22 protein-coding genes and 1 tRNA gene are annotated in these 25,121 nt (G+C 66.5%); 9 read left to right on the top strand and 14 right to left on the bottom strand.

Translation table 11 applies throughout. The features are described 5' to 3' along the window. Window positions 1-63: 63 nt before the first annotated feature. The 7 genes from N5I32_RS11220 to mbfA form a co-directional block, all read right to left on the bottom strand. Window positions 64-1,017, bottom strand: a complete 954-nt coding sequence (locus N5I32_RS11220; RefSeq protein ID WP_261495738.1) for a DMT family transporter — start codon at window positions 1,015-1,017, stop codon at window positions 64-66. Window positions 1,018-1,119: 102 nt separating this feature from the next. After that, window positions 1,120-1,566, bottom strand: coding sequence for a YaiI/YqxD family protein (locus N5I32_RS11215; protein ID WP_261495737.1), 447 nt, complete (start codon window positions 1,564-1,566; stop codon window positions 1,120-1,122). Further along, a complete protein-coding gene (gene sthA, locus N5I32_RS11210) occupies window positions 1,563-2,990 on the bottom strand; it encodes a Si-specific NAD(P)(+) transhydrogenase (RefSeq protein WP_261495736.1) in 1,428 nt (475 codons plus the stop codon). Before sthA ends, N5I32_RS11215 begins: the two co-directional genes overlap by 4 nt. A gap of 6 nt (window positions 2,991-2,996) precedes the next feature. Further along, window positions 2,997-3,830: an S-formylglutathione hydrolase gene (gene fghA, locus N5I32_RS11205; RefSeq protein ID WP_261495734.1), complete on the bottom strand. Its 834-nt coding sequence runs from the start codon at window positions 3,828-3,830 to the stop codon at window positions 2,997-2,999. A 14-nt stretch (window positions 3,831-3,844) separates the two neighbouring features. Continuing rightward, window positions 3,845-4,774, bottom strand: a complete 930-nt coding sequence (locus N5I32_RS11200; RefSeq protein ID WP_261495733.1) for an AEC family transporter — start codon at window positions 4,772-4,774, stop codon at window positions 3,845-3,847. A gap of 112 nt (window positions 4,775-4,886) precedes the next feature. Next, window positions 4,887-5,582, bottom strand: a complete 696-nt coding sequence (locus tag N5I32_RS11195; protein ID WP_261495731.1) for a nitroreductase family protein — start codon at window positions 5,580-5,582, stop codon at window positions 4,887-4,889. Between the two features lie 35 nt (window positions 5,583-5,617). Continuing rightward, a complete protein-coding gene (gene mbfA / locus N5I32_RS11190; RefSeq protein ID WP_261495730.1) occupies window positions 5,618-6,595 on the bottom strand; it encodes an iron exporter MbfA in 978 nt (325 codons plus the stop codon). A 159-nt stretch (window positions 6,596-6,754) separates the two neighbouring features. Between mbfA and N5I32_RS11185 the strand changes: the two genes are divergently transcribed. Continuing rightward, complete coding sequence (locus N5I32_RS11185; protein ID WP_261495729.1) at window positions 6,755-6,916, top strand: hypothetical protein; 162 nt, start codon at window positions 6,755-6,757, stop codon at window positions 6,914-6,916. 76 nt (window positions 6,917-6,992) lie between these two features. Further along, window positions 6,993-7,631, top strand: coding sequence for a TetR/AcrR family transcriptional regulator (locus N5I32_RS11180; protein ID WP_261495727.1), 639 nt, complete (start codon window positions 6,993-6,995; stop codon window positions 7,629-7,631). Window positions 7,632-7,703: 72 nt separating this feature from the next. Here the strand turns inward: N5I32_RS11180 and N5I32_RS11175 are convergent, their stop codons facing one another. From N5I32_RS11175 to dapF, 3 genes are all read right to left on the bottom strand, one after another. Continuing rightward, complete coding sequence (locus N5I32_RS11175) at window positions 7,704-8,114, bottom strand: c-type cytochrome (RefSeq protein WP_261495725.1); 411 nt, start codon at window positions 8,112-8,114, stop codon at window positions 7,704-7,706. A 107-nt stretch (window positions 8,115-8,221) separates the two neighbouring features. Next, window positions 8,222-9,475 carry a tRNA (N(6)-L-threonylcarbamoyladenosine(37)-C(2))-methylthiotransferase MtaB gene (gene mtaB / locus N5I32_RS11170; protein ID WP_261495723.1) on the bottom strand — a complete coding sequence of 418 codons (1,254 nt, stop codon included), beginning with the start codon at window positions 9,473-9,475 and terminating at the stop codon, window positions 8,222-8,224. A 7-nt stretch (window positions 9,476-9,482) separates the two neighbouring features. Beyond that, a complete protein-coding gene (dapF, locus tag N5I32_RS11165; RefSeq protein ID WP_261495721.1) occupies window positions 9,483-10,322 on the bottom strand; it encodes a diaminopimelate epimerase in 840 nt (279 codons plus the stop codon). Window positions 10,323-10,427: 105 nt separating this feature from the next. Between dapF and N5I32_RS11160 the strand changes: the two genes are divergently transcribed. Both N5I32_RS11160 and N5I32_RS11155 read left to right on the top strand, forming a co-directional pair. Next, window positions 10,428-10,503 (top strand) — tRNA-Lys (locus N5I32_RS11160). A 295-nt stretch (window positions 10,504-10,798) separates the two neighbouring features. Further along, window positions 10,799-11,923: a glycosyltransferase family 8 protein gene (locus N5I32_RS11155; RefSeq protein ID WP_261495719.1), complete on the top strand. Its 1,125-nt coding sequence runs from the start codon at window positions 10,799-10,801 to the stop codon at window positions 11,921-11,923. 75 nt (window positions 11,924-11,998) lie between these two features. Here N5I32_RS11155 and N5I32_RS11150 read toward each other — a convergent pair whose 3' ends face one another. The 3 genes from N5I32_RS11150 to N5I32_RS11140 form a co-directional block, all read right to left on the bottom strand. Beyond that, window positions 11,999-13,312, bottom strand: a complete 1,314-nt coding sequence (locus N5I32_RS11150; RefSeq protein WP_261495718.1) for an aspartate aminotransferase family protein — start codon at window positions 13,310-13,312, stop codon at window positions 11,999-12,001. After that, on the bottom strand, window positions 13,309-14,829 hold the full coding sequence (locus N5I32_RS11145; RefSeq protein WP_261495717.1) for a trimethylamine methyltransferase family protein: 1,521 nt from the start codon (window positions 14,827-14,829) through the stop codon (window positions 13,309-13,311). Before N5I32_RS11145 ends, N5I32_RS11150 begins: the two co-directional genes overlap by 4 nt. A 147-nt stretch (window positions 14,830-14,976) precedes the next feature. After that, entirely contained in the window at window positions 14,977-15,978 is a 1,002-nt protein-coding gene (locus N5I32_RS11140) for a LysR family transcriptional regulator (RefSeq protein ID WP_261495715.1), read from the bottom strand. Between the two features lie 153 nt (window positions 15,979-16,131). Between N5I32_RS11140 and N5I32_RS11135 the strand changes: the two genes are divergently transcribed. The 4 genes from N5I32_RS11135 (at window position 16,132) to N5I32_RS11120 (ending at window position 23,077) form a co-directional block, all read left to right on the top strand. Next, window positions 16,132-18,522: a GcvT family protein gene (locus N5I32_RS11135; protein ID WP_261495713.1), complete on the top strand. Its 2,391-nt coding sequence runs from the start codon at window positions 16,132-16,134 to the stop codon at window positions 18,520-18,522. Further along, a complete protein-coding gene (locus tag N5I32_RS11130) occupies window positions 18,519-20,936 on the top strand; it encodes a GcvT family protein (RefSeq protein WP_261495712.1) in 2,418 nt (805 codons plus the stop codon). The genes N5I32_RS11135 and N5I32_RS11130 overlap by 4 nt, the downstream gene beginning before the upstream one ends. After that, window positions 20,933-21,694 carry a sulfotransferase-like domain-containing protein gene (locus tag N5I32_RS11125; protein ID WP_261495708.1) on the top strand — a complete coding sequence of 254 codons (762 nt, stop codon included), beginning with the start codon at window positions 20,933-20,935 and terminating at the stop codon, window positions 21,692-21,694. The genes N5I32_RS11130 and N5I32_RS11125 overlap by 4 nt, the downstream gene beginning before the upstream one ends. A 168-nt stretch (window positions 21,695-21,862) precedes the next feature. After that, on the top strand, window positions 21,863-23,077 hold the full coding sequence (locus N5I32_RS11120) for a M24 family metallopeptidase (protein WP_261495707.1): 1,215 nt from the start codon (window positions 21,863-21,865) through the stop codon (window positions 23,075-23,077). Window positions 23,078-23,240: 163 nt separating this feature from the next. On the opposite strand, the gene N5I32_RS11115 is transcribed toward N5I32_RS11120, so the two are convergent. Further along, the gene (locus N5I32_RS11115) at window positions 23,241-24,017 is read right to left on the bottom strand and encodes a creatininase (RefSeq protein ID WP_261495706.1); all 777 of its coding nucleotides are present in this window, start codon (window positions 24,015-24,017) and stop codon (window positions 23,241-23,243) included. Window positions 24,018-24,113: 96 nt separating this feature from the next. On the opposite strand from N5I32_RS11115, the gene N5I32_RS11110 reads away from it, so the two are divergent. Beyond that, entirely contained in the window at window positions 24,114-25,007 is an 894-nt protein-coding gene (locus N5I32_RS11110; protein WP_261495705.1) for a LysR substrate-binding domain-containing protein, read from the top strand. Window positions 25,008-25,121 lie beyond the last annotated feature (114 nt).

Here is a 25,121-nt window from a genome sequence, read left to right as displayed (position 1 = left end):
TGCCTGTCCTATTCCGCCTGCCGGGGCCGAGACTACTGTTTCGGACCGGAAAGAAAACCCCGCTCAACGGCGCGCATGCACGGTTTCGCGCCAGGCCATGTAGAGCCCGCCGCCGACGATCAGGAAGATGCCTACCCAGGCCACGGCATCGGGCCATTCGCCAAAGACCACCACGCCCCAGAAGACCGCGATCGGCATGCCGACGTATTCGAAGGGTGCCACCAGAGCGATGGCACAGGTCCGGTAGGCGTGGCTGACCATGACCGAGCCGAAGGCGCTTGTCACGCCGATCGCCAGCAGGATCAGCCAGTCGGCGCCCGCCGGCCAGATCCACGCCCGGAGCAGGAAATCGGCCGAGGCGTTGCCGGTCCCCGCAAGGCGGCCGTCCCCCGCGAACAGGCCCATGAGGCCCGAGACGGTCAGGAAGGTCAGGTGGATGTAGAAGGACAGCGTGATCGCCGCCTCGGTCCCGCCCATGCGCCGGGTGAGCGTGTTGAGCGCGGCATAGGCCACCGCCCCGGCAAGCGGCAGAAGTGCGACATAGCGGAAGGCATCCGTCCCGGGGCGCAGCATGACGATGACGCCGATCATGCCGACCGCCACCGCCGCCCAGCGCCGCGGCCCCACGCTTTCCCCCAGGAAGACGACCGAGAAGACGGTGATGAGAAGCGGGCTGACGAAGGAGATCGCCACCGCCTCGGCAAGTGGCATGGCGGCGAGCGAGGCGAAGAAGAACAGGTTCGCCGCCACGACGCAGAGCCCGCGGGCAAGGTGCATGCCAAGTCGCCGCGTCCGCATCAGCACGAGACCGCCCTGCATCGGCATGATGATCCCGCAGAGGATCGCCAGCGCGATGACCGACCGGATCATGATGATCTGATGCAGCGCGTAGCCGCCCGAGAGGAACTTGATCGACATGTCCGTCATCGAGAACAGCGCCATCGCGGCGACGATCGCGAGGATGCCCGAAAGGCGGTTCCGGGCAGTGTCCGAAGTGTCTCTGAGTGTCAGCGTCATGGGGCTACTGAACGGGTGGCATGCCGCCTTGTCTGTTCCATCCGCGACAGGTGGCGGGGTGCGCCATCGTTCTTTCGCGCGCGCCGGCGTCCGCGGGAAAGGTCATCTGCGGGCGACCCTGAGTGCGCGGTCGAGCGCGGCCGAAAACCGCGCCCGGTCCTGGCGGGAAAACGGCCGCCCGCCGCCCTGCCTGAACGGGTCGGCCGCGCGCAGGTCGGCCATCAGGTCGCGGGTGGCGAGCGTGATGCCGATGTTGGCCGTGGTCAGTGCCTCTCCGTCCGGCTTCAGCACCGCGGCCCCGGCGGCCACGCATTTCGCGGCCAGCGGGATGTCGGCCGTCACCACCACGTCACCCTCGCCCGCCCGTTCGGCGATCCACTTGTCGGCCTCGTCCGGGCCTGCGGTGACGAAGACGGTTTCGACCAGCGGATGCGCCGAGGGGCGGATGCCGCCGTTGCAGACCAGCTTGACCGGAACGCCCAAACGCTCGGCGGCGCGGATGCATTCCTCCTTCACCGGGCAGGCGTCGGCGTCGATGAACAGGGTCATGGCTGCGGCTTCTGGCGCGGCACCTTGTAGGCCTTGGGAATCGGCATCCGGTTGAAAGCGTCAAGGCCGGCGATGCGGTAGGCCTCGGCCAGCGTGGGATAGTTGAAGGTGTTTTCCACGAAGTAGTCCACCGTGCCCTTGAGGTTCAGCACCGCCTGCGCGATGTGGATCAGTTCCGTGGCCCCTTCGCCGACGATCTGCACGCCCAGAAGCCGCCGGGTCTTGAGGCTGACCAGCATCTTCAGCATCCCGTGCTCGATCCCCATGATGTGCCCGCGCGAGGTTTCGCGGAACCGGGCGATGCCCACCTCATAGGGGATGCCGCGCGATTGCACCTCCTCCTCGGACATGCCGCAGGTGGAGATCTCGGGGACGGAATAGATGCCGTAGGGGAACCACGGGCTTTCGGGAAGCGTCGGCGTCTGGAGCGCGTGGCAGGCCGCGACGCGCCCCTGCTGGATCGACGTCGAGGCAAGCGACGGGTGGCCGATCACGTCGCCCGCCGCGTAGATGTGGCCGGCCTTCGTCTGGTAGGTCTTGCGGTCCACCTCGAGCCGGCCGCGATGGTCGGTCTCCAGCCCCGCCGCGCCCAGGTTGAGCGTGTCGGTCGCGCCCATGCGGCCGGCGGCGAACAGAAGCATCTCGGTCCGGATGTGACGGCCGTTCTTCAGGCACACCTCGACATGCGTCCCCTCGTCCTCGATCTTCTCGATGGGGGAGCCGAGCCGCAGATCGAGCCCGTTTTCGCGGATCTGGTGGGTGAATTCCTCGATCGTGTGGCGGTCTATGAAGTCGAGGAAGGTCTCGCGCGGTTCGATCAGCGTCACCCGCACGTCGAGCGCGGTGAACATCGTGGCGTATTCGACCCCGATGACACCCGCGCCGACGACGCACAGGCTGCGCGGCAGCTGGCCCAGTTCCAGGAACTCGTCGCTGTCCACGACGGAGCGGCCGTTGAAGGGTACCTCCTTCGGCCGGTGCGTGCGGGTTCCGGTGGCGATCAGGAACCGGTCGGCGGACATGCGGACGGTTTCGCCCGCATGTGTCGCCACCTCGACCTCGTGGGGGGCAGTGAACCGCGCGCTGCCCAGAAGCGTTTCGACATGGTTCCGGTTGAACTGATGCTCCAGCACGTCGACCTCGTAGTCGAGCGTCTTGTGCAGCCGCATCTTCAGGTCTTCCGAACTGATGTCCGCCTTCACCCGGTAGGACCGGCCATAGAACGACCGTTCGCGCCAGCCCGACAGGTTCAGGACCGTTTCGCGCAGCGTCTTGGACGGGATGGTGCCGGTATGGACGGACACGCCGCCCAGCCGGTCCTTGCGGTCGATCACCAGAACGCGTCGCTTGAGCTTGCCGGCCTGGATGGCCGCGGCCTTGCCGGCGGGGCCGGAGCCGATGATGATCAGGTCATAGTGGCTCATCGCGGATCAGTCCTGAAACAGCGCCTCGGTGTGAAACGCGATGTGGTCGCGCATGAAGGTCGAGACGAAGAAGTAGCTGTGGTCATAGCCCGGTTGCATCCGGAACTGGCCGTTCTGGCGGCGTTCCATCAGCGCGTGCGCCAGCGCCTCGGGCCGCAGGAGGTCCAGGAACTGGTCCTTCGAGCCCTGGTCGATCAGCACCGGCCCGTCAAAGCCCCTCCGCTGCATCAGGAGCGTCGCATCATGCTGCGCCCAGCGGCTTTCGTCGGCGCCGAGATAGGCGGCGAACTGCTTGCGCCCCCAGTCGGAGCGCGTGGGATTGGCAATCGGGGCAAAGGCGGAGACCGAGCGGAAGCGGCCTGGCAGCCGCATCGCCAGCGTTAGCGCGCCATGCCCGCCCATCGAATGGCCGGAGATGGCCTGGCGATCCTCGGCCACTGCGAAGTTGGCCGTGACGATGGCCGGAAGCTCCTCGGCGATGTAGTCCCACATTCGGTAGTGATCCGCCCAAGGCTGTTCGGTCGCGTTGACGTAGAAACCCGCCCCCTGGCCGAGGTCATAGGCCTCGTCGTTGGCCACCCCGTCGCCGCGGGGCGATGTGTCGGGAAAGACAAGCGCGATCCCCGCCTCGGCCGCCCAGGCCTGCGCCCCTGCCTTGACCATCGCGTTTTCATGCGTGCAGGTCAGGCCGGACAGGTACCACAGGACCGGGACCGGGCCATAGGCGGCCTCTTGCGGCAGGAAAAGGCCGAATGTCATGTCGCAGGCGCAGGTTTCCGACGCATGGCGGTAGACGCCCTGGATGCCGCCGAAGCACTTGTTTTCCGACACGGTCTGCATGTGGTCTCCTTTCCTCAGACGCCGGTGATCCAGGCGACCACGAGCGATACGGTCACGATGCTGAACACCGTGGAAATCAGGATCGAGGCCGACACGCGCTGCGGCGCGACCCCGTAGCTGCGGGCCAGGATATAGACGTTGCCCGCCACCGGCAGCGCCGCAGCCGCGATCATCACGCCTGCGGCGAAAGGCTCCACCGCGAAGACGAGAAGGGCGGCGGCCGCCACTGCCAGCGGATGAAGTACCAGTTTGGCGAACGATAGCCAGAGTGCGACCGACAAACGCTCGGTCGTTTTCGACGCAAGCGATGCCCCGATGGCGAAAAGCGCGCATGGGGTCGCCGCGGCTCCAAGAATGGCCGTGAACTCCTCGACCGGGGCGGGCAGCGACACGCCGAGGGAGGAGATGGAAAGGCCCGCGACCATCGCGACGATCATGGGGTTCCTGCAAAGACCCAGCACCAGGACCTTGATGATGCGCGGCGACAGATGCCCCTCGCGCGTGCCGGTGATGATGAGCGTGATGAGGCTCGAGAACACGATCAGGTCGATGGAAAGCACCATCAGGATCGGGCCCGCGGCTTCGGCGCCAAGCAGCGCGGTCAGAAGCGGCACGCCCAGGAAGCCGGTATTCCCAATCACCGCGCACTGCGCCTCGACCGCGCCTTCGGCGGCGGAAATGCCGCGGAGCCGCGCCACGAGCGTGGCAAGCAGATAGACGGCCATGCATCCCGCCAGATAGGCCGCGGCAAACCGGGCGTCGAAGATTTCCGCCAGCGACAGGTTAGCGGCAAATCGGAAAAGCATGGCCGACAGCGCGAAGTAGAAGACGAAGCGTGTCAGGTATTCGGTCGCCGCATCGGGGAAGAAGCGCAGACGACCCGCGCCCCAGCCGATCCCGATCAGCGCGAAGAAAGGAAGTGTTTTCAGGAATATCGCCAGCATTGTCTCGTGTCGTCGGTCGGTCGCCCGAGGTCCTTGCGATGCGGCGCCAGGGCCGTCCGGGTCAGCCGGCCCTGTCGCTGCCTAGCATGGACGCGCCGCCGGTGGCCAGCGCTCAGCCCTGTCTGATTGTCAGAATTTCGTGCAGCGGTTTCTTGATCTTGGCCACCGCCGGCACCGTCGCCTCCGGCGCGGCGTGACCGACGGCAAGGATCATGACCGGCTTTTCGCTTTCGGGCCGGTCGCAAAGGGCGTTGAGGAACTTCATCGGGTTGGGCGTATGCGTCAGCGTCGAAAGGCCGGCGTGGTGCAGCGCGGCAATCAGGAACCCGGTCGCGATGCCCACGCTTTCGGGGACGTAGTAGTTCTTGTAGCGGTGGCCGTCCTGCGTCACCCCATAGCGCTGCGCAAAGACGACGATCAGCCAGGGCGCGATGTCGAGATGCGGCTTGGACGCGCCCGTGCCGATCGGTTCGAGCGCGCGGAGCCATTCGTCGCCCGCGCCGCCTTCATAGAAGGCGCGCTCCTCCTCCTCCGCCGCCTCGCGGACCTGCGATTTCATTGCCGGATCCGAGATCGCGACAAAATGCCAGGGCTGGTGGTTGGCGCCCGACGGCGCAGTGCCGGCCGCCTCGATGCAGGCGGCGATAACCTCGACGGGAACCGGGTCGGGCCGGAAATCGCGCACCGAATGCCGCTTGCGCATGTAGCCCCGGAACCGGGTGGCAGCCGCCAGCGCCTGGTCGTCAGGCAGGCTGACACGATCGGGCAGGGGAAGCGGCTGATAGGTGACCTTGTCGCGGTGGTACATGCCGGCGCCTCGTTCCAACAATGGATGGCGCCAGTCTACCCGGCGCCGATCAGGACACCAGCGGCAAAGACGAGCGCGCCGCCCAGCACGACCTGGAACGTCGCCCTGAGGAACGGCGTCTCCATGAACCGGTTCTGTATCCAGACGATGGCCCAAAGCTCGACGAAGACGATGGCGATGGCGATGGTCGTCGCGGTCCAGAAGTCCGGGATAAGGTATGGCAGGGCGTGGCCCAGGCCACCAAGGGTCGTCATCACCCCAGAGGCAAGCCCGCGCTTCAGGGGCGATCCGCGGCCCGACAGCACGCCGTCGTCGTGCGCGGCCTCGGTGAAGCCCATCGAGATGCCCGCGCCGACCGATGCGGCCAGCCCGACGAGGAAGGTGGTCCAGGGGTCCTGCGTCGCGAAGGCGGTCGCGAAGATGGGGGCCAGTGTGGAAACGGAGCCGTCCATCAGACCCGCAAGGCCAGGCTGCACCCAGGTCAGGATGAACTGACGGTGCGCCGCACGGTCTTCCTCGCCCTTCGTGTCTTCGTCCAGATGCGTTTCGACCAGGCCTTCGGCCCTGGCCTCGTGCTTGGTTTCGGCGGCCGCCAGATCGCCCAGAAGCTTGCGGGTGTCCGCGTCTTCCGTTCGCTGTGCGGCCCGGGTGTAAAAGGCCGCTGCGTCACGTTCCATCGCCTCTGCCTCGGCCCGGATTCGCTCCAGCGACAGGTTCTCGATCAGCCAGACGGGGCGGCGGGCGTAGAACCCAGCGACATGCTCCCTCCGGATCAGGGGGATCGTCTCGCCGAAGCGCGTGCGGTGGCGTTCGATCAGCCAGTGGCGATGGGTGTCCTCCTCCTTTGCCATGGCCTCGAAGATCGCGGCCGAGGCCGGATACTCCTTGCGCAGCCGTTCGGCATAGGTCCGGTAGATGCGCGCGTCGTCCTCCTCGGAGGAGATGGCCAGCGCCAGGACTTCCTGTTCGCTCAGGTCAGAAAAGCGACGGCGGTTCGCCAAGCCAGGGATCATTTTCGTCTCCGATCTGGAATCATTCCAAACTAGGCCGGTCGCGGCGGATGGGCAAGGGCAGGCGCCATACTGCCGGGACGCGGTGTGGGGGTCTTGAAAAAGTGAACCGATCAGTTCATTTACAAAAGTGAACCGATCAGTTCAGAATTGGAGAAACGGATGAACACGTGTCGCATCGTCATCGCCGGCTTCCTTGCCGCAATCGCACTGCCCGCCGCGGCGGAGAACTTCACGTTCGACCTGCCGCGCCTTACGTTCCCGCAGGGTGTCCAGACCTGCGCGCCCGCGACACAGCCCTGCCCCACGGCTGACGGAAAGTGACCGCCGCCGCTTGCCCGGTCGCGATGGCCGCGTCTATCATTCCCGCGCCGGACGTCCCGGCCACAAGGAAGACAGTTTGACCGGCGAGGGAAGCGCGATCCGCAAGGGCAGGAAGTTCGACAAGGTGCTGGAAGGCGCCCGGCTGGTTTTCCTGCGCGACGGGTTCGAAGGCGCCAGCGTGGACGACATCGCGCGCGAAGCGGGGGTGTCGAAAGCCACGCTCTACAACTACTTCCCCGACAAGCGCGTCCTTTTCGTCGAGGTTGCGACGCGTGAATGCCGAAGGCAGGCCGACGAGGCCGAGGCGCTGGTCGATCTGTCCGCCCCGCCCGAGGTCGTCCTGCCCGAAGCGGCGCGGCGCATCATCGCATTTTCCCTGTCGGATTTCGGACGCAACGTGTTCCGCATCAGCGTTGCCGAATCCGAAAGGTTCCCCGAACTCGGACGTGAGTTCTATGAGAACGGCCCGGCGCTTCTGCGGGAACGGCTGGGCGGCTATCTGACCGGCGCGGTAGCGCGCGGAGAACTGAAGGTCGACGACATCGACCTTGCCGCCGACCAGTTCGCGGAACTGTGCAAGGCCTTCATCTTTCCCTGCGCCTGTCTTGGCGTGAAGCAAACGTTCGATCAGGCTGCGCAGGATCGCGTGGCCAAGGGGGCGGTGGAGATGTTCCTGGCGCGCTATGGTGTCGCGCGACCGACCGGGGCGGGCTGAAACCTGGGCCGACCTCGGGCCTCGCCGCCCGAAAGCGTGGGCCGCGCCGAACGTCGACACGGCCCATGCTCGTCACTCTGCCTGGATCGTCTCCAGATAGTAGGCCACAGACATGACGCGCCCGCGCGACTCCAGGATCGAGCCGTAGGGGTTCGCCGGGCCGGGCTCGGTCGACATGAAGGCCTTGCCGAACACCGGCATCGGTCCGCCGTGGGCGCGCATGCCCGTGCGGCCGTCGATGATATGGATGACCTTCAGCATCGGAAACACGCCGTCGTTGTTCTTGGCCAGAAGTGTCAGGTTCGGCGGCGCGATCGTCATCAGGTTCGCCATGTCGCCATCACCCTTGCCGCTTTCTCCGTGGCAGGCGGCGCAGTAGTCCATGTAGAGATGCGCGCCGATGTCGGAACTTTGCGCCTTGGCCAAAGGCGAAAGGCCCGCAAAACCCATCAGCAGCGCCGTCGTGAAAACCATCTTGTGCATTGCGTTCCTCCCGCAAGATGATGCGTTTCCGTAAGGTAAATGATAGCACGCATCGACAGTCGCGAATTTGATCTGCGTCAGGGGGCGAAGGCAGGTCGTGCCGGGGTTCAGGCCCTCAGCCGCCCCTGACCGAAGCCCTTGATGCGGGCGTCGAGGATCGCGCCTTCGGGGCGGTCCTCGTCAAAGGCGACTTCCGTGAACTGTTCGGTGCGCCCGATGCGCGGCCCTTCGGTCAGAACCCTGTGGGTCTTGCCCGTCTGCGCCGACAGGTGACGGTTCAGGACTTCGTCGCCCACCTGGCGCAGCCGCGCTGCGCGGTCGCGGATATCGGGGCCCCGGACCTGGGGCATGCGCGCGGCCGGCGTGCCCTTGCGCGGGCTGAAAGGGAAGACGTGCAGGAAGGTCAGGTCGCAGTCGGCCACGAGTTTCAGCGTGTTCTCGAACATCGCCTCGGTCTCGGTCGGGAAACCCGCGATCAGGTCCGCGCCGAAGACGATGTCCGGGCGCAGGCGCCGCGCCTGCTCGCAGAAGCGGATGGCATCGTCGCGCAGGTGGCGACGCTTCATCCGCTTCAGGATCAGGTCGTCACCGTGTTGCAGCGACAGGTGCAGATGCGGCATCAGCCGCGGTTCCGTCGCGATCGCCAGCATCAGGTTGTCATCGGCCTCGATCGAGTCGATCGAGGAGATGCGCAGGCGCGGAAGGTCCGGCACCAGGCGCAGGATGCGCATCACCAGATCGCCCAGGCGCGGGCCACCGGGCAGGTCGGCGCCCCAGGATGTCAGGTCGACACCGGTCAGAACGACCTCCAGGAAGCCCTTGTCGACCAGCCGCCGGATCTGCTCCACGACGACGCCGGCCGGAACCGACCGGGAGTTCCCCCGCCCGAAGGGAATGATGCAGAAGGTGCAGCGGTGGTCGCAGCCGTTCTGGACCTGCACATAGGCTCGATGACGGCCGAACCCGTCGATCAGGTGGCCGGCGGTTTCCTTCACGCTCATGATGTCGTCGACCATGATCCGCTCGGTCGTGCCGATCAGGTCGGGTGCGGTCAGGCCGGCCCAGGTCGCCGGCTGCATTTTTTCATGGTTGCCGATGACGCGCGTCACCTCCGGCATCGCCGCGAATGTCTCGGGCTCGGTCTGCGCCGCGCAGCCGGTGACGATGACCGGCGCGCCGGGGTTTTCGCGTGCGAGGCGACGAATCTCCTGCCTGGCCTTGCGCACCGCCTCGGCGGTGACCGCGCAGGTGTTGACGACCACCGCACCCCCGACGCCATGCGCGGCGGCAAGTTCCTTCATCGCCTCGGTCTCGTAGGCGTTCAGTCGGCAGCCAAGTGTGGTGAAGACGGGCGGGCGCATCGGGGGCTCAGGCGCATTCGGCCAGGAAAGCGGGCGCGAGCCAGCCATCGAAGACATGCGCCGTTGGCCCGGTCATCCAGACGCCGTCGTCGCGCCAGTCGATCTCGAGCGTTCCGCCATCGAGGTCGAGCGTGACCTGCCGGCCCGTCAGCCCGCGCAGATGCGCCGCGACCGCGGTCGCGCAGGCCCCCGACCCGCAGGCGAGCGTGATGCCTGCGCCGCGTTCCCAGACCCGCATCCTCAGCCGGTCCGGGCCTGTCAGACTGGCGTATTCCACGTTGGTCGCCATCGGGAACAGCGGATGGTGTTCCATCGCCGCGCCGTCGCGGGGCAGGTCCACGGCCAGGGCGTCTTCCACGAAGAAGACGCAGTGCGGATTGCCCATGCCCACCGCTGCCGGGTCGCCCGCAATGGGCAGGTGCAGAAGGTCAAGCTCCCGGGCAAGGGGCACCTGCGCCCAGTGGAGGAGCGGATCGCCCATGTTCACGCTGACCAGCCCGTCATCGCGCCGCACCGCCGCAAGCGTTCCGCGTTCGGTGGTGAAGGTCACGCTGTCACGGCCAAGCCCGGCCATGACGTGATCGGCCACACAGCGCGAGGCATTGCCACAGGCGCCCGCGCGGCTGCCGTCCGAATTCCAGAAGTCGAGCGCGAAGTCGGCCCCCGCGCAGTCCCGGATCTCGGCCAACTGGTCGAATCCCACGCCGCGATGGCGGTCGCCGAGCGCCGCCGCAAGGGCCGGCGTGGTCACGGCGGGGCGCCCGCGTGAATCGATGATCACGAAGTCGTTTCCGGCGCCGTGCATCTTCATGAACGGCAGGCCGTTATCGGGGCGGGCATGTCTCATGATCCGCGATATACGCCGCGGGCGACGATTTTGCCAGTGGACGGATTTTTCGCGCTTTTGCACTTGACCGCTTCCGGCGAGGTTCATAAAGAGGCGCCCTGTGATGGGCCCGTAGCTCAGTTGGTAGAGCAACTGACTTTTAATCAGTGGGTCACAGGTTCGAATCCTGTCGGGCTCACCACTTTTCCATCTATATGAAGGATTTAAGCATCTTCTTATTGATGCGCCGCGCGCGTATCGGGGCGTGCCGGACGCAGTGGCCAACGAATCCATTGCTGCACTCGGGGGCAGGGAAGACTTGGGCGAACCGGCTGCTCCCGCCGGGCAACCGGGGCCGAAGCGTCCGCGCAAGACGCGGTCGGAGAGGTTGCCCATGCGGACGGCGCTCTCACTGACTTGTTCGGCGTAACGTGCGCGCCTATTGTTCCTGTGCCTCGCCCGCTCCGCCGTACTCGATCGCCGATGCCGGGGCGTCGATGGAAAGTCTTGAAAGTATTTGGATGCACGCGATCTTTTTCATTGCCGACGAGCGTCTGGCAGATCTTGCAGGCGCGGCCGCATTGCAGATGACCCTGCACTGGGACTGCGATTTCCACATCTTTATCGAGAGGCAAGAGCCAACCGCCCAGATCAGAGAGGTTGGATCCGGCCGGATCACTTATCACTATGAGGAACTCGGTGGCTTTCTGCCGGATGGCCTCCCAGAGTCTTCAAGATGGCCGCGCATCGTCTACCTGCGGTTGTTCGCCCCCCGATTGCTGTCGTCCTATCGCCGGCTGCTCTATCTTGACGCCGACATCCTGTCGTTCGACGCAGACGCCGCGCTTTGGGAGGTGCCTTTGCCGCACGGATTGGGGGCGGTTGCCGATCTTGCCGCGCTCGAGCGAGGACATGACAAGAAGGAGCGCAAAGCCTGGCTTGCCGGGATCGGCGTACGCTCGGGCCGATACGCCAATTCCGGCGTTCTGTTGATCGATCCGGCTGTCTGGAACCGGATCGACTTTGCCGGGATGCTACCTGAGTATTTTGCCGCATACCCGGCAACGACGTTTCCGGATCAGGATTTTCTGGCTCATGTGTTCGATGGGCGATGGACCGAGCTTTCACCGCGCTACAACTGGCAAGGCGGGGTCTTGCACTGGGGGCTGACACGCGCCGTGGCGCCCGTCTTCGTGCACTTCTGTGGGATGGTGCGCCCCTGGCACGGCGCGCAGGCGCTTTGGTTGGACCCAAACGATTCAGCCTACAGCGAGTATTACGACAGGGCGTTAGAGAACACCGGCCTTTCGGTTCAGGCCTACCGAAAGGTCTTCCGCCTGCCACCGCTCCGACGAGCGAAGTATGCGCTCCTTTCGTGGCTGTCGAAGAAAGGCATCCCGAGCCGAAGGGAAGGGGCACGCCGCGCAGAATGGTGGAGCAATCATCGGTTTCTGCGCTCCTACATCGAAGGTGGACTGGCCGAAGCCCGCTTCGCCGGGGAACCGCGAACCCGGCTTGACCTGAGGGAACCACATCCGTTCTGGGACGGGCGGTTCGTCCGCGTGGACGGCGACCTGCCGCCTGGCGACCCGGTCAGGATGCCACCTGCCGAAGCCACCTGAGGCGAGGCCCGACACGGGCGCGGCCTGCGCTGTGGATTTCTGGCTTCGTCGGGGCGGCCGGGACCGTCCCGCGCCTCATGCCGATGCGGTGAATGCCCGGTCCAGACCTTCTGCCACCCGGTCGACATCCTCCATCGACAGGCAGAGCGGGGGCACCATGCGCAGCGTCGACCGGGTCGGGCCGGATTTCGACAGGATCAGCCCGCCTGCGCGGCAGGCTTCGAAGACGGCGGCGGTCGTCTCGGCATCGGGTTCCTTCGACCTGCGGTCCTTGACCATCTCGATGGCCAGCATCAGGCCGCGCCCGCGCACGTCGCCGATCGCGGGGTGGCGCTGCTTCAGGTCGTCCAGCCGCTCCAGGAGCGCGCGGCCCACCTGTTTCGCGTTCTGCTGCAGGCGTTCCTCCCGCAGCACCTGCAACACCGCGAGGCCCGCCGCGCAGCTTGTCGGGTTGGCGCCGTAGGTGTGGAACATGAACTTCTCGGCCATCGGCGCCGCGATGTGCCTTTGCGCGACCACTGCGCCCAGGGGAAAGCCGTTGCCGATCCCCTTGGCCATCACCACGATGTCGGGGATCACTCCGTCGGCCTCGAACCCCCACATGTGGTCGCCGGTGCGGCCGAAGCCCGACTGCACCTCGTCGGCGATGTAGAGCCCGCCCGCCGCGCGCACGCGTTCTGCCGCGCCCGACATGTAGCCCTTCGGCATCTCGATGATGCCGCCGTAGCCTTGCACCGATTCCACGAACATTCCTGCGATGCGGCCCGTCGTGGCGACGGCGATGGTGCGCTCGATTTCGTCGAGATAGGGCGCCGTCCCCGCGCCGAAGATGCCGCGGTACTGGTTCGGCTCGGCCACGAAGGCGACGTTGCCCGGCATGCCGGGGTGGCGGAACCCGGCGATGCCGGTGATCGACTGCGCCGCCGAGGTCGGCCCGTGATAGGCGTTCCTGAGCGCCAGAAGGTCGAGGTTGCCGGTAAAGGTGCGGGCCATGACCATGGCGAGGTCGATGGCCTCGGACCCGGAATTGGTGAAATGCACCACCCATTCGAGATCGCCCTTCGGCCCCTTCGGCATCGTCGCGGCCAGTTCCTCGGCCAGGTGGGCGGGGACGGGGTGATAGAACATCGTCGTGCAATGTGTCAGTTCGGCCGCCTGTTCCATTGCCGCCCTGACCACAACCGGGTGCGAATGCCCGACCGAGATGCAGACGTTCATGCCCAGCAGGTCGGTGTATTTCCGGCCCGCCTCGTCCCAGAGATACTGCCCGGCCCCCTTGCGGAAGATCATCGGGTCGGCGAAGGGCACGAACTTCCGCTGGCTTGCGGCATAGTAGGTGTCGCGGCGGCGGGTGATGCCTTCAAGGCTCCAGTCAAGCGGCAGGCTCATCTGCGGTCTCCCATGATCTCGTGCGTGCGGCGGGCGACGAAGTCGTCCAGGCTCTCGCGTATGGCCGGGTCCATCTCCGGCGGCTCGTGATCGGCGATCAGTTTCCTCACGCGCAGGGCCGCGCGTTCGTGTTCCCACAGCGCGCCTTCCGCCGCCCATTGCTCGTAGGTGCCGTTGTCGGACATCTCGCCCATCCAGAAGGCGGTCTCGAAGTTCGCGCGGGTGTGGGCGGCGCCCAGGAAGTGCCCGCCCGGCGGCACCTCGCGGAAGGCGTCCATCGCCTGTGCCGCCTCGGAAAAATCGACACCCTCGACAAAGCGCATCATCGCCGAACAGCGGTCCGCATCCATGACGATCTTTTCGTAGCCGGTGGTCAGCAGCCCTTCGAGGCAGCCGGTCGCGTGGATGATGAAGTTCACCCCCGCCAGCGTCGCCCCCATCAGCTGCGCCTGGCTCTCATAGCCCGCCTGCGCGTCCGGAACCTTGGAGGCGGTCAGCGCGCCCACCGAATGGAACGGCAGGCCAAGCCGGTCGGCCAGCGTCTTGGCGCACATCTGGAACTGCGTACCCTCGGGCGTGCCGAAGGTCGGCGCCCCGGTCTTGAGCGAGAGCGGGGAAAAGAAGGTGCCAAAGGCGGCGGGCGCGCCGGGGCGGATAAGCTGGATCAGCGCGACCGAGGCCATCACCTCGGCAAGCACCTGCGCCAGTGTCGCGGCGATGGTGACGGGCGACATCGCACCCCCGAGCACGAAGGGCGAGACGACGGTGCACTGCCCGGCGCGGGCATATTCCTTCAGCGCCCAAAGCATCGTTTCGTCCAGCACAAGCGGGGCGTTCGTGTTCACCACCGAGTAAAGAACGCAATTGCGGTCGACGAAATCCGCGCCCATGGCGAGCCGGCACATCTCGATCGTGTCGCGGGCGCGTTCCGGTGCGGTGACGGCCCCCATGAAGGGCTTGTCATTCAGCGTGAGATGCGCATGCGCCATGTGTAGATGCCTGACGGGAACAGGCAGGTCCACCGGCTCCACCACCACGCCGCCGGAGTGGTTCACCGCGGCAAGCTGGTGATGGATCTTCGTGATGTTTCGGAAATCCTCGATCGTGGCGTAGCGGCGGCCCCGTTCGATGTCGTGGACGAAGGGCGGGCCGAAGCTCGGGCAATAGACCTGTGCGTTGCCGCCGACCTGGATCGAGCGGGAGGGGTTGCGGGCGTGCTGGGTGAAGACCGGCGGCGCGGTCCTGATCCTGTCTCGGCACCAGCCGGGATCGAAGCGGACACGTTCCCCGTCGACCCGCGCGCCGGCCTTGCGGAAGATCTCCAGCGTCTCAGGGTCGTTGCGGAACTCCATGCCGATCTCGTCGAGGATGCGGTCGGCGTTGCGCTCGATGATCGCCACCGCCTCTTCGTCGATCAGGCTCACGATGGCGGTGCGCCTGAGCGTGTAGGGCGCGGCCAGCGCCGTGCGCGCGGCGCGGGCCCTGATCCGGAGGTCGCGCCCCTCACGCCGGCTCATGCGCGGCCCCGATCGTCATACTTCGGCATGGCATCCTGCACTCTCCGCCCCGATGCCGAAATCTACTCACCCGCTCCGGCGCCCGCATAGGGGCGGCGTGTAGCATCGGATTTACTAATGTTGCGGATTAGCGCCGGGATCGCGCCGCTATGCGGGAAGGCCGTGATACTCGATCTCGTCCGCAATGGCGGGAAAGCGCATGGCAAAATGCGCCTGCAAGATGCGTGCACACTGCGCGGCCAGCGCGTCCGCGATCGCGTCATGCTCCCCCGCCCGCGCGACGACCTGGATGCGGCGACGAAAGCCGGGAAAGGGCAAGGGTTCGATCCTCAGCTTCATGCCTTCGGCCACCGCATCGATCAGCAGCGAAGGCGAGAGGATCGCGAAGCACTTGCCGGTGACGACGCCCGCGACGACCATCGAGGAGCGGTCCGCCTCCATCGCCCTGGGGAAGTACAGCCGGCATCGTTGCAGATGCTGGTCGGTCCGCCGTCCCACCGGCGTGGCAACTCCGAAGCGCACAAGCGAAAGGCGTTGTGAAATCTGCCCGATATCCGTCGGATCGCCCTCGTATTCCTCTGGCAGGACTAGATAAAATGGCTCCTCCAGTACTGGTATGGCGCGGTGGTCGTCGTCGTTGCCGACCAGTTCGGATGTCACGGCCAGATCGATCTGGCGGGCGTTCAGGGCGGACTTATGGTCGGTGGCAAGCCCGGCGGACAGGATCAGTTCGGGAACGCCGAGATCCTGCACCACGAAGTCGAAAAGACCGGGCGTCAGCGTGGTTGCGATGGACGCCAGAAGCCCCATCCGCAACACCGGCAGCGTGGTGGCGTTGAGCCTGCGGATATTGGCCTTGAGATCCTCGATCTCGTTCAGGATGCGGAAGCCGTGGCGTTGCAGGATGCTGCCCGCATGGGTCAGCGACAACGGTCTTTGCGATCGGTCGAGCAGCTTTACACCGAACAGGGACTCAAGGTTCTTGAGATGCTGCGACGCGGCCGACTGCGTCATGCCAAGCGCATGCGCGGCGGTCGTCACCTGCTCCATCTCCGCGACCGCCATGAAGACCTCGACCGCGCGGAACAGGTTCAGGTCGGGCGAACCTGCTGTTTTTCGCAGGAAATGGCGCGATTCCGGAGCCTTCAATCCTATCCCCCGTGCAACTCTGTCCTCATCGGGCGGCCCCCTTGGCGGGCCAGGGTTCTACCCTTCATTAGAAAGATTAATACTGCTCGGGCGGGCTTGATCAATGGCCTTCGCGCAGCATCACTGGCGGTGGAGACCTTGGCTGGGGCTGGAATGGCACGGACCCTCATCATCGGCGGTGGCGCGGTCGGGCTCAGCCTGGCCTATCACCTGACGCGCCGGGGTGAGCGTGATGTGATCCTGCTGGAACGCAACCGGCTGACGTCGGGGACAAGCTGGCATGCGGCGGGGATCGTCGGCCCCCTGCGCGCGACGCCCAACGGCACCCGTCTGGCCATGTACGCGGGCGAGCTTTTCCCCAGGCTTCAGGAAGAGACAGGGCTTTCGACGGGCTACAGGAAAACGGGCGGCTTCTGGCTTGCGCGCGAGGAGGTGCGGATGGACGAGTTGCGCCGGATCGCCGCGCTCGGCCGGCAGTTCGCGCTGACCCCGTCGATCATCGAGGCGCACGCGCTGCGGGTTCCGGGCCTCGATACGACCGGCATCGCTGGCGCGCTCCGGGTCGAGGAGGATGCGAACGTCAATCCGGTCGATCTTTGCATGGCCTATGCCAAGGCGGCGCGGGCGGCCGGCGCCGATATCCGCGAGGGGGTCGAGGCTTCCGCGATCCTGGTCGAAGACGGCCGGGCGAAGGGCGTGCGGCTGGCCGATGGCGCCGAAATCGCGGCGGAGCGTGTGGCGCTTTGCGCGGGCGCGTGGTCGAAAAGCCTCGCGGATGCGGCGGGCGTCGCCCTGCCGTTGCAGGCGGTCGAACACATGTACGTCGTCACCGAGCCGATGCCCGACCTGCCGCACCCCTACCCGGTGCTGCGCGATCTGGACCGGGGCATCTATGTGAAGGGCGACGCGGGCAGGCTGGTGATCGGCGGGTTCGAGCCGCACGCGAAATGCTGGGACCCGTTCGGACCGGAAGGCGACCGGCCGTTCCTGGAGCTTCCTGCGGACTGGGATCAGTTCGCCCCCTTCATGGAGGCGGCGCTGGCGCTGATCCCCGCGCTGGAGCGGACCGGCATCCAGCGTTTCATGAACGGGCCCGAAAGCTTCAGCGTGGATTCCCGCCCGCTGATCGGCCAGACGAACGAGGTCGACGGGCTTTTCGTTGCGGCCGGCATGAACTCGGTCGGCGTCATGTCCTCGGCCGGGGTCGGGCGGGTGCTGGCCGACTGGATGATCGACGGGGCTTCGCCCATCGACCTGTGGGAAGTGGATATCGCCCGCGTCGATCCGCTGACTGCCGCCGCAGCCCATGTGGAAAGGCGGATGGAGGAGGCGGTCGCGGATGTGTTCGCCATGCATTGGCCGTTCAAGCAGCCCAAGGCGGGGCGCGGGCTGCGCAGGTCGGCGCTGCACGACCGCTGGGCCGCGGCGGGCGCCGTCTTCGGCCTGACCGCGGGCTGGGAACGGGGGCTCTGGTACGCCTCCGGCGAGGGTGAGCGCGATCTGCCCTACTCTGTCGGCGAACAGGCGTGGCAGGAAATCGTTCATCGGGAAGCGGCGGCGATGGACCGGGGCACGGCGCTGATCGACCTGTCGCCCTTCGGCAAGTTCGACGTGTCCGGACCGGGGGCGCTTGAGGCGCTGCAGTATCTTGCCGCGGGCAACGTCGAGGTGCCGGCGGGTCACGCGGTCTACACGCCGCTCCTGAACGCGAAGGGCGGGATCGAGGCCGACGTGACGATCACCCGGCTTGGCCCCGACCGCTTTCGCGTCACCTCTGGCGCCGCGACGCGCTGGCGCGACCTTGCCTGGCTCAGGCGGAACGCGCGCGGAGAGGTGACCATCGCCGATGTGACCGAGACGGAGGTCGTGATCGGCGTCATGGGGGCGGGGTCGCGTGAGCTTCTGGAAGCGCTTTCGCCCGACGACTGGCGCGACTTTCCCTTTGCGACCGCGCGGGAGGTGACCGTGGCGGGGCAGCGCGCGCGGGCCACCCGCCTCAGTTTCGTCGGCGAACTCGGCTGGGAACTGTCGATCCCGGCCGGGCAGGGCGGCCCGGTCTTCGACGCGCTGTACGCAGCGGGCGCCCGCCCGCTTGGCCACCACGCGCTCGACGGCTGCCGGATCGAAAAGGGCTTCCGCCACTGGGGGCACGACCTGGGCCCGGAGATCACGCCGCTGGAGGCGGGCCTGGGCTTCACCATCGACTGGACCAAGGACTTTCTCGGCAGGCAGGCGCTCCTCACCCAGAGGCCGGAAGGGGTGAGGCGTCGCCTCCACCTTTTCGAGATCGAGGGGCGGCCGCTTGTCCTCCATGACGAGCCGATCCTGGAAAACGGCGCTGTCGTCGGGCTGACCACCTCGGGCGCGCGGGGGGCGCGGACGCGCAAGGGGCTGGCGCTTGGCCTGATCGCGGTCGCGGCGGGGGAAACGCCGGCCCGGACGGCGGAACGGGCCTTCGAGATCGAGATTGCGGGGCGGCTCTATCCGGCCAGGGTGCTGGACAGGCCGCCCTTTGACCCAACTGGCGAACGGATGCGCGGATGACGTTGAATGCCCAGGTTCTGATCATCGGGGGCGGCGCGATGGGCGTGTCGCTCCTCTATCACCTCGCCAAGGCGGGGTGGTCCGATCTGGTGCTGACCGAGAAGAACGACCTGACGCACGGCTCGACCTGGCATGCGGCGGGGCTGTGCACCCACTTCGCCCATAACCCGACGATCCAGGAATTGCGCGCCACCTCGGTCCGGCTTTACCGCGACATCCTGCCGGAGGAGACGGGGGGCACCTGCGGGTTTCACCGCTCCGGCGCGATGCGGATCACCTCGAACCCCGACCGGATGGATGAATTCGCCCATGTCGCGGGTCTGTCGAAGTTCACCGGCTACGACCTGCGCCTGCTGACCTCGCCCGAGGAGGTGGCCGCGCTGCATCCGCTGGCGCGGACCGAAGGCATCCTCGGCGGCATCTACGAACCCGACGACGGCCACGTGGACCCGACCCTGGCCACCAACGCCATGGCGCAGGTCGCGCGGTCAAGGGGCGCCACGATCCTGCGCCGCAACCCGGTCAGCGCGATCCGCCGCGAGGGCCTTCACTGGTGGGTCGAGACGGCGCAAGGGGTCATCCGCGCCCGCCACATCGTCAACGCCGCCGGCACCTGGGGATGGGAGGTCGGGCAGATGATGGGGGTCAACGTGCCGTCCGTGCCGGTGCTGCATCAGTATCTGGTCACCGATACCGTCCCCGCCGTGGCAGAGCGCATCGCGGCGGGTCTGCCCGAACTGCCGATGATCCGCGACCCGGAGCAAAGCTGGTATGTCCGGCAGGAGCGTGACGGGCTGATCCTTGGCCCCTACGAAAAGGACGCGCAGCCCTGGTCGATTGACGGCGTGCCGCCCGACTTCGGGGCCGAACTGATGCCGCCGGACCTCGACCGGGTCGAGCACATCATCCTGGCCGCGATGGCCCGGATCCCGGCGCTGGAGACGGGCGGCATCAAATCCGTCGTAAACGGGCCGATCACCTTCACGCCAGACGCCAACCCGCTGATTGGTCCGGCGCACGGGCTGCCGGATGCCTGGCTTCTGACCGGGTCGTCCATGGGCGTCATGGAAGGCGGCGGGGCCGGCTGGTTCCTCGCCCACTGGATGACGCATGGCGCGCCGCCGATGGATGCGCTGGCTGTCGACAGCCGCCGCTTCGGCGCCTGGGCCGACCGCGACTACCGGGTGCAGAAGGCGGTGGAATGCTTCGGCCTGCAATTCGGCGTCCACTATCCCCATGAGGAGCGCCCCGCCGCGCGCGGCAAGCGGCTGTCGCCCCTGCACGACCGAATGCTTGCCCGGGGCGCGGTGATGGGCGCGGCCCATGGCTGGGAGCGTCCGAACTGGTTTTCGGACCACGCGGGCGATGAGGCCGTGCCCACCTTCCGGCGCGCCAACTGGTTTGCCCATGTCGCGCACGAGGTCGCGACGGTGACGACGGCGGCGGGCCTTGCCGATCTGTCGATCTTCTCCAAGTTCGAGGTGTCGGGCCCCGATGCGCGCGCCTTCGTGGGCGCCCTTGGCGCCAACCGCGTGCCGGGCGTCGGGCGGATCGGGTTGATCCATGCCATGACCCCGGCCGGGGGAACGCAGGCGGAATTCACCGTCGCGGCCCTGGCAGACGGAACCTTCTACCTGACCTCCGCCGCGGGGGCGGAAGAGATGGACGAGGATCTGTTGCGATCCCGCGCGGCCGGGTTCGATGTCTCGGTCGCCAACGTGACGGAGGAAAGGGGGGCGATCGGGCTGATGGGGCCGCGGTCGCGCGCGATCCTCTCCGCGCTGACCACCGCCGATCTGGACGCCGGCTTTCCCTGGCTGAGCGTGCGCGGGATCGAGGTGGCCGGCGTTCCGGTCCGGGCGCTCCGCCTGTCCTATGTCGGCGAACTCGGCTGGGAGCTTCACACCGCGCGCGATGACCTTGCCGCGCTTTTCGACGCCATTGACGGGGCGGGCAGGCCGCACGGGCTTGGCTGTTTCGGGGCCTATGCGATGAACTCGATGCGGCTGGAAAAGGGTTACCCGGCCTGGGGGGCCGACTTCACGACCGAACGGACGCCGGCCGAGACCGGCGCGGGGCCGCTGATCCGGCCCGAAGGGCGCGACTTCGCGGGGCGGGCGGCGCTCCTCAGCCGGATGGCGGCAGAGGACCGCTGGGAAATGGTGCTGCTGGCCATCGATGCGGGGGGCGTTGATCCCTTCTACAGCCACCCGGTGTTGCATCGGGGCCGCCCGGTGGGCATCGTCACCTCGGGGGGATGGGGACACAGGACGCATCAGGCGCTGGCGCTGGCGTATCTGCGCGAACGCGGCCTGCGCGACGACCTCTCGGTCGAGATCCTTGGCCGCGCAAGACCCGCACGCGTCCTGGAGGCGCGCCCCTTCGACCCGCTGAACGAAAGGATGAAGGCATGAGCGCATATCCGATCATCGCGCTTTGGTCGCACCCGCGTTCCATGTCGACTGCGATCGAGCGGATCATGCGGGAACGCGGCGATCTCGACTGCCTGCACGAACCTTTCATGTACGACTACTACGTCCACCGGCAGGTGCGCACCATGCCGCATTTCGAGGTGCAGAAGGATCATCCGGTCAGCTACTCGGCCATCCGCGACATGATCCTGGATCGCGCCGGCAAGGCGCCGGTCTTCCTCAAGGACATGTCCTATTATGTCATGCCGCACATCCTGGACGACCGCAGCTTTCTTGACCGGCTGACCAACGTCTTTCTCGTGCGAGATCCCGTGGCCTCGATCCCCTCGTACTTCAAGCTCGACCCGGACCTCACGCTGGAGGAGGTCGGGCTCGAGGCGCAGGCGCGGCACTACGATGCCCTTGTCGCGCTGGGCAAAACCCCGCCGGTGATCGCCGCCGAGGACGTGCGTGCCGACACCGAAGGCGTCATCGGCGCGCTCTGGCGGCGGATCGGACTGGCCCATGTCGCGCAAGCCTTCGACTGGCAGCGCGAGGCGCCGAAGGACTGGGCGCAGGTCGGCGGCTGGCATGGCGATGTCAGCAGCGCCAGAGGCATCCGCCCGATCGGCGCCGAGGAAATCGCCGCGCAGGAAAGAAAGTTCGACGCACTCACGGAGCGGGAGCCGAGGCTGCGCGCGCTTCTCGACCATCACAGGCCATTCTACAGGCAACTCGCCGCCCGCGCCCTGAAGCCCTGACGCCGGCGGACGGATCTCGTGGATGCGCCGCGGGGCGGAAGGTCCCGGCGCCTGCGGGCGCAGCATAAAGCCGCGCAAATGGCTGGATTTCCATTTCAAATTTCAGTGCCCGAAGGCTGGCCGCTACCTTCGCTCGCAAGAGTTGCGACCTCAGGAAAGGGCCATCGGATGACCGAAGACATGCTCCACGTGATGGAATGGCACAACGGCGAGAAGGACTATTCCCCCTTCTCCGACGCAGAGATGAAGCGGCGGCAGGACGATGTGCGCAGGTGGATGGCGGACAACAATGTCGACGCGGCACTGTTCACCTCCTACCACTGCATCAACTACTATTCCGGCTGGCTCTACTGCTACTTCGGCCGCAAGTACGGCATGGTGGTCACGCAGGACGCGGCCACCACGATCTCGGCCGGGATCGACGGCGGCCAGCCCTGGCGGCGCAGCTTCGGTGGGAACGTCACCTACACCGATTGGCGGCGCGACAACTTCTATCGCGCGGTGCGCCAGTTGACCCCCGGTGTCAGGAGGCTGGGGATCGAGTTCGACCATGTGAACCTCGATTACCGGCGCCAGCTTGAGGCGGCGCTCCCGGGCGTGGAATTCGTCGACATCGCCCAGCCGTCGATGTGGATGCGCTCGATCAAGTCGGCCGAGGAACACAAGCTGATCCGCGAAGGCGCGCGCATTTGCGACGTGGGCGGCTGGGCCGTTGCGGGCGCCGTCGCGGCGGGCGTGCCGGAGCACGAGGTCGCCATCGCCGGGACCAACGCCATGATCCGCGAGATCGCGGCCTCTTTCCCCTTCGTCGAACTGATGGACACCTGGACCTGGTTCCAGTCGGGCATCAACACCGACGGCGCGCACAACCCGGTAACGAACAAGAAGATCAGGTCGGGCGAGATCCTGTCGCTCAACACCTTCCCGATGATCTTCGGCTACTACACCGCGCTGGAACGGACGCTGTTCTGTGACAGCGTCGATGATGCCTCGCTCGACATCTGGGAAAAGAACGTGGCCGTCCACCGCCGCGGACTGGAGCTGATCAAACCCGGCGCCAAGTGCAACGAAATCGCGCTGGAACTGAACGACATGTACCGGCAGTGGGACCTTCTGAAGTACCGCAGCTTCGGTTACGGCCATTCCTTCGGGGTCCTCAGCCACTACTACGGGCGAGAGGCGGGCGTGGAGCTGCGCGAGGACATCGAGACGGAGCTGAAGCCCGGCATGGTCGTGTCGATGGAGCCGATGGTGATGCTGCCCGAAGGCGCGCCGGGTGCGGGAGGCTACCGCGAACACGACATCCTGATCGTGACCGAGGACGGGGCCGAGAACATTACCGGCTTCCCCTTCGGACCCGAGCACAACATCATCAGCAACTGACCTTCCGACAGGCAGAGCGCAGGGGCCCGCAGACGCGGGCCCTTTTCCTTTGGCCCGGGTTTCCCGGGCGGCGTGGAGAGAATGCCGACCTGCCGCTGTGGGGGCAAAAAAGGGGCCCCCGAAGGGGCCCTGTCAGTCGGGGAAAACGCGAGAAGAGGGCGAGTTATCCGAACTCTGCCCGGAGCGCCGCGACGATACCCGCCGTGCAGACTTCCAAGAGGATATGGCCCTTCTCGACCGAAGCCTCCTTGGGCGAGGACAGCGTGCCGGAGCATGGCGTCCATTCCGGCTTGACCGGGTAGACGTCGTAGGGCGGGAAGGTCGCCGGTGCGACGTCGACCGCGCGTTCCAGCTGAACGAGGTGCGGGTGAAGCGCCAGCATCAGCGAGGTTTCGAGCACGCCGCCATGCTCGATCTCCCAGCCGGGGAAACCGTTGGGATAAAGCTGCGCGATGGCATCCTTGTGGACGAAATCCCAGTAGGACAGGACCACGATCTTCAGGTCGTTGATCCCGTCCCAGCGCAGTTCGCGCAGCGCCAGGTCGATCGCCTCGATGATGAACCAGGAGTTTTCGAAATGTCCGTTCACCAGGCAGATCTTGCGCACGCCATGGCGGGCGAATTCCTTGACCACATCCTTGAGGGCGGCAACCAGAGTCGCGCCGTCCAGGCTGGTCGTGCCGGGCAAATGATTGCCGCCGCCCGACTTCTGGTGCGACTTGTAGCCGTAGGTGAAGGGGGGCGCGACCAGCGCACCGATTTCAAGCGCGACGCGACGTGCGAATTCGGTGGGCAATAGAACATCGACGTGCAAGGGCATGTGATGGCCGTGCTGCTCCATCGAGCCGATGGGGATCAGGATCGGGGTCTGTCCGTTCCGCACGGCTGCATCGTAGTCAGGCCAGGTCAGTTCGGATGCGAACGCGCTGCTGCGTGGCATGGCTGCTCCTTGGAGAGGGTTCGCCGCAAAAATACGTTGCCGGGTCTGGATAAGAAAAATAGATTGTCCCAATGCTTCGATTGCGGGCGCAAATGCATGGCCGTCATCACCAACCTGCCAACAGACCTGCTGAGGACATTCATCGCGGTGGTCGAACTCGGCGGCCATTCCAAGGCCGGCGCGCTGCTCGGGCGCAGCCAGCCGGCGATCTCGCTTCAGATCCGTCGCCTTGAGGAACTTGTCCGGGCGCCGCTCCTGTCGCAGGAGGGGCGCACCATCCAGACGACATCGGCGGGCGAGGCGCTTCTGAGTTATGCGCGCGAGATGATCCGCATCAACGATGAGGCGGTGAGCTATTTCCACCGTTCGGACAAGACCGGCGTGCTCAGGATCGGGCTGCCCACGGACTACGCGGTCGCCTTCCTGCAACATGCGATCACGAATTTCATTCAGAAGAACCAGGACGTGGAGCTTGAGATTCACTGCGACCTCAGCCGCGAGCTTCACCAGCATCTGCGCTCGGACGAGCTGGACGTGATCGTGGCGATGATGCCGAGCGCGCGGATGCCCTACCTCTCGCGTGCCTGGGTCGAGCAACCCATCTGGGCCGCCGCAGAAGGATTCGAGGATGTCGCACATCGCCCGGTTCCTTTGGGCGCGCATCCTGAAGGCTGCGATTACCGAGCGCGCATGATCCAGGCGCTCGACTCGGCGGAGCGGCGCTGGCGGATCGTCTATACCGGGCCGGGCATCTCGGGCCTTCAGAACGCCGTCCTGAATGGGCTTTGCGTCACCGCATTGACCCGGGCCACGATGCTGCCCGGCATGCGCGTGCTGGGCGAGGGCGAAGGGTTTCCCGCGCTTGAGCCGCTTCGGGTCGGCCTGTTCTACAAGCATCCCCGCCTTTCGGTCGCCGGGTTGCAGCTTGTCAGCGACCTCGTGGCGGGGCTGGACAGCGTGGGGTCAAGCGTAAGGCCCCTGCACCCCTGACGTTTTCCGCTGTTGCCGGCCTTGCAGGCAGGCATCAGGTTCCGGGTGCCTGCGACCGGGCCTGCGCGTTCGCCGCCCTCCCGCGGGCGCCGCGCAAGCTGCGGTGGGGAACTG

The sequence above is a fragment of the Albidovulum sediminis genome, assembly GCF_025380365.1.
In the GTDB taxonomy this organism is placed as follows: domain Bacteria; phylum Pseudomonadota; class Alphaproteobacteria; order Rhodobacterales; family Rhodobacteraceae; genus Albidovulum; species Albidovulum sediminis.
The sequence above is the reverse complement of the archived record's forward strand: the minus strand, read 5'-3'. Positions and strand labels throughout refer to the sequence as shown.

Bases quoted from the DNA above. Each gene is read 5' to 3' on its own strand.
- N5I32_RS11220 (WP_261495738.1), bottom strand. From the start codon at position 1,017: ATGACGCTGACACTCAGAGACACTTCGGACACTGCCCGGAACCGCCTT.
- N5I32_RS11215 (WP_261495737.1), bottom strand. From the start codon at position 1,566: ATGACCCTGTTCATCGACGCCGACGCCTGCCCGGTGAAGGAGGAATGC.
- sthA (WP_261495736.1), bottom strand. From the start codon at position 2,990: ATGAGCCACTATGACCTGATCATCATCGGCTCCGGCCCCGCCGGCAAG.
- fghA (WP_261495734.1), bottom strand. From the start codon at position 3,830: ATGCAGACCGTGTCGGAAAACAAGTGCTTCGGCGGCATCCAGGGCGTC.
- N5I32_RS11200 (WP_261495733.1), bottom strand. From the start codon at position 4,774: ATGCTGGCGATATTCCTGAAAACACTTCCTTTCTTCGCGCTGATCGGG.
- N5I32_RS11195 (WP_261495731.1), bottom strand. From the start codon at position 5,582: ATGTACCACCGCGACAAGGTCACCTATCAGCCGCTTCCCCTGCCCGAT.
- mbfA (WP_261495730.1), bottom strand. From the start codon at position 6,595: ATGATCCCTGGCTTGGCGAACCGCCGTCGCTTTTCTGACCTGAGCGAA.
- N5I32_RS11185 (WP_261495729.1), top strand. From the start codon at position 6,755: ATGAACACGTGTCGCATCGTCATCGCCGGCTTCCTTGCCGCAATCGCA.
- N5I32_RS11175 (WP_261495725.1), bottom strand. From the start codon at position 8,114: ATGCACAAGATGGTTTTCACGACGGCGCTGCTGATGGGTTTTGCGGGC.
- mtaB (WP_261495723.1), bottom strand. From the start codon at position 9,475: ATGCGCCCGCCCGTCTTCACCACACTTGGCTGCCGACTGAACGCCTAC.
- dapF (WP_261495721.1), bottom strand. From the start codon at position 10,322: ATGAGACATGCCCGCCCCGATAACGGCCTGCCGTTCATGAAGATGCAC.
- N5I32_RS11155 (WP_261495719.1), top strand. From the start codon at position 10,799: ATGGAAAGTCTTGAAAGTATTTGGATGCACGCGATCTTTTTCATTGCC.
- N5I32_RS11150 (WP_261495718.1), bottom strand. From the start codon at position 13,312: ATGAGCCTGCCGCTTGACTGGAGCCTTGAAGGCATCACCCGCCGCCGC.
- N5I32_RS11145 (WP_261495717.1), bottom strand. From the start codon at position 14,829: ATGAGCCGGCGTGAGGGGCGCGACCTCCGGATCAGGGCCCGCGCCGCG.
- N5I32_RS11135 (WP_261495713.1), top strand. From the start codon at position 16,132: ATGGCACGGACCCTCATCATCGGCGGTGGCGCGGTCGGGCTCAGCCTG.
- N5I32_RS11130 (WP_261495712.1), top strand. From the start codon at position 18,519: ATGACGTTGAATGCCCAGGTTCTGATCATCGGGGGCGGCGCGATGGGC.
- N5I32_RS11125 (WP_261495708.1), top strand. From the start codon at position 20,933: ATGAGCGCATATCCGATCATCGCGCTTTGGTCGCACCCGCGTTCCATG.
- N5I32_RS11120 (WP_261495707.1), top strand. From the start codon at position 21,863: ATGACCGAAGACATGCTCCACGTGATGGAATGGCACAACGGCGAGAAG.
- N5I32_RS11115 (WP_261495706.1), bottom strand. From the start codon at position 24,017: ATGCCACGCAGCAGCGCGTTCGCATCCGAACTGACCTGGCCTGACTAC.
- N5I32_RS11110 (WP_261495705.1), top strand. From the start codon at position 24,114: ATGGCCGTCATCACCAACCTGCCAACAGACCTGCTGAGGACATTCATC.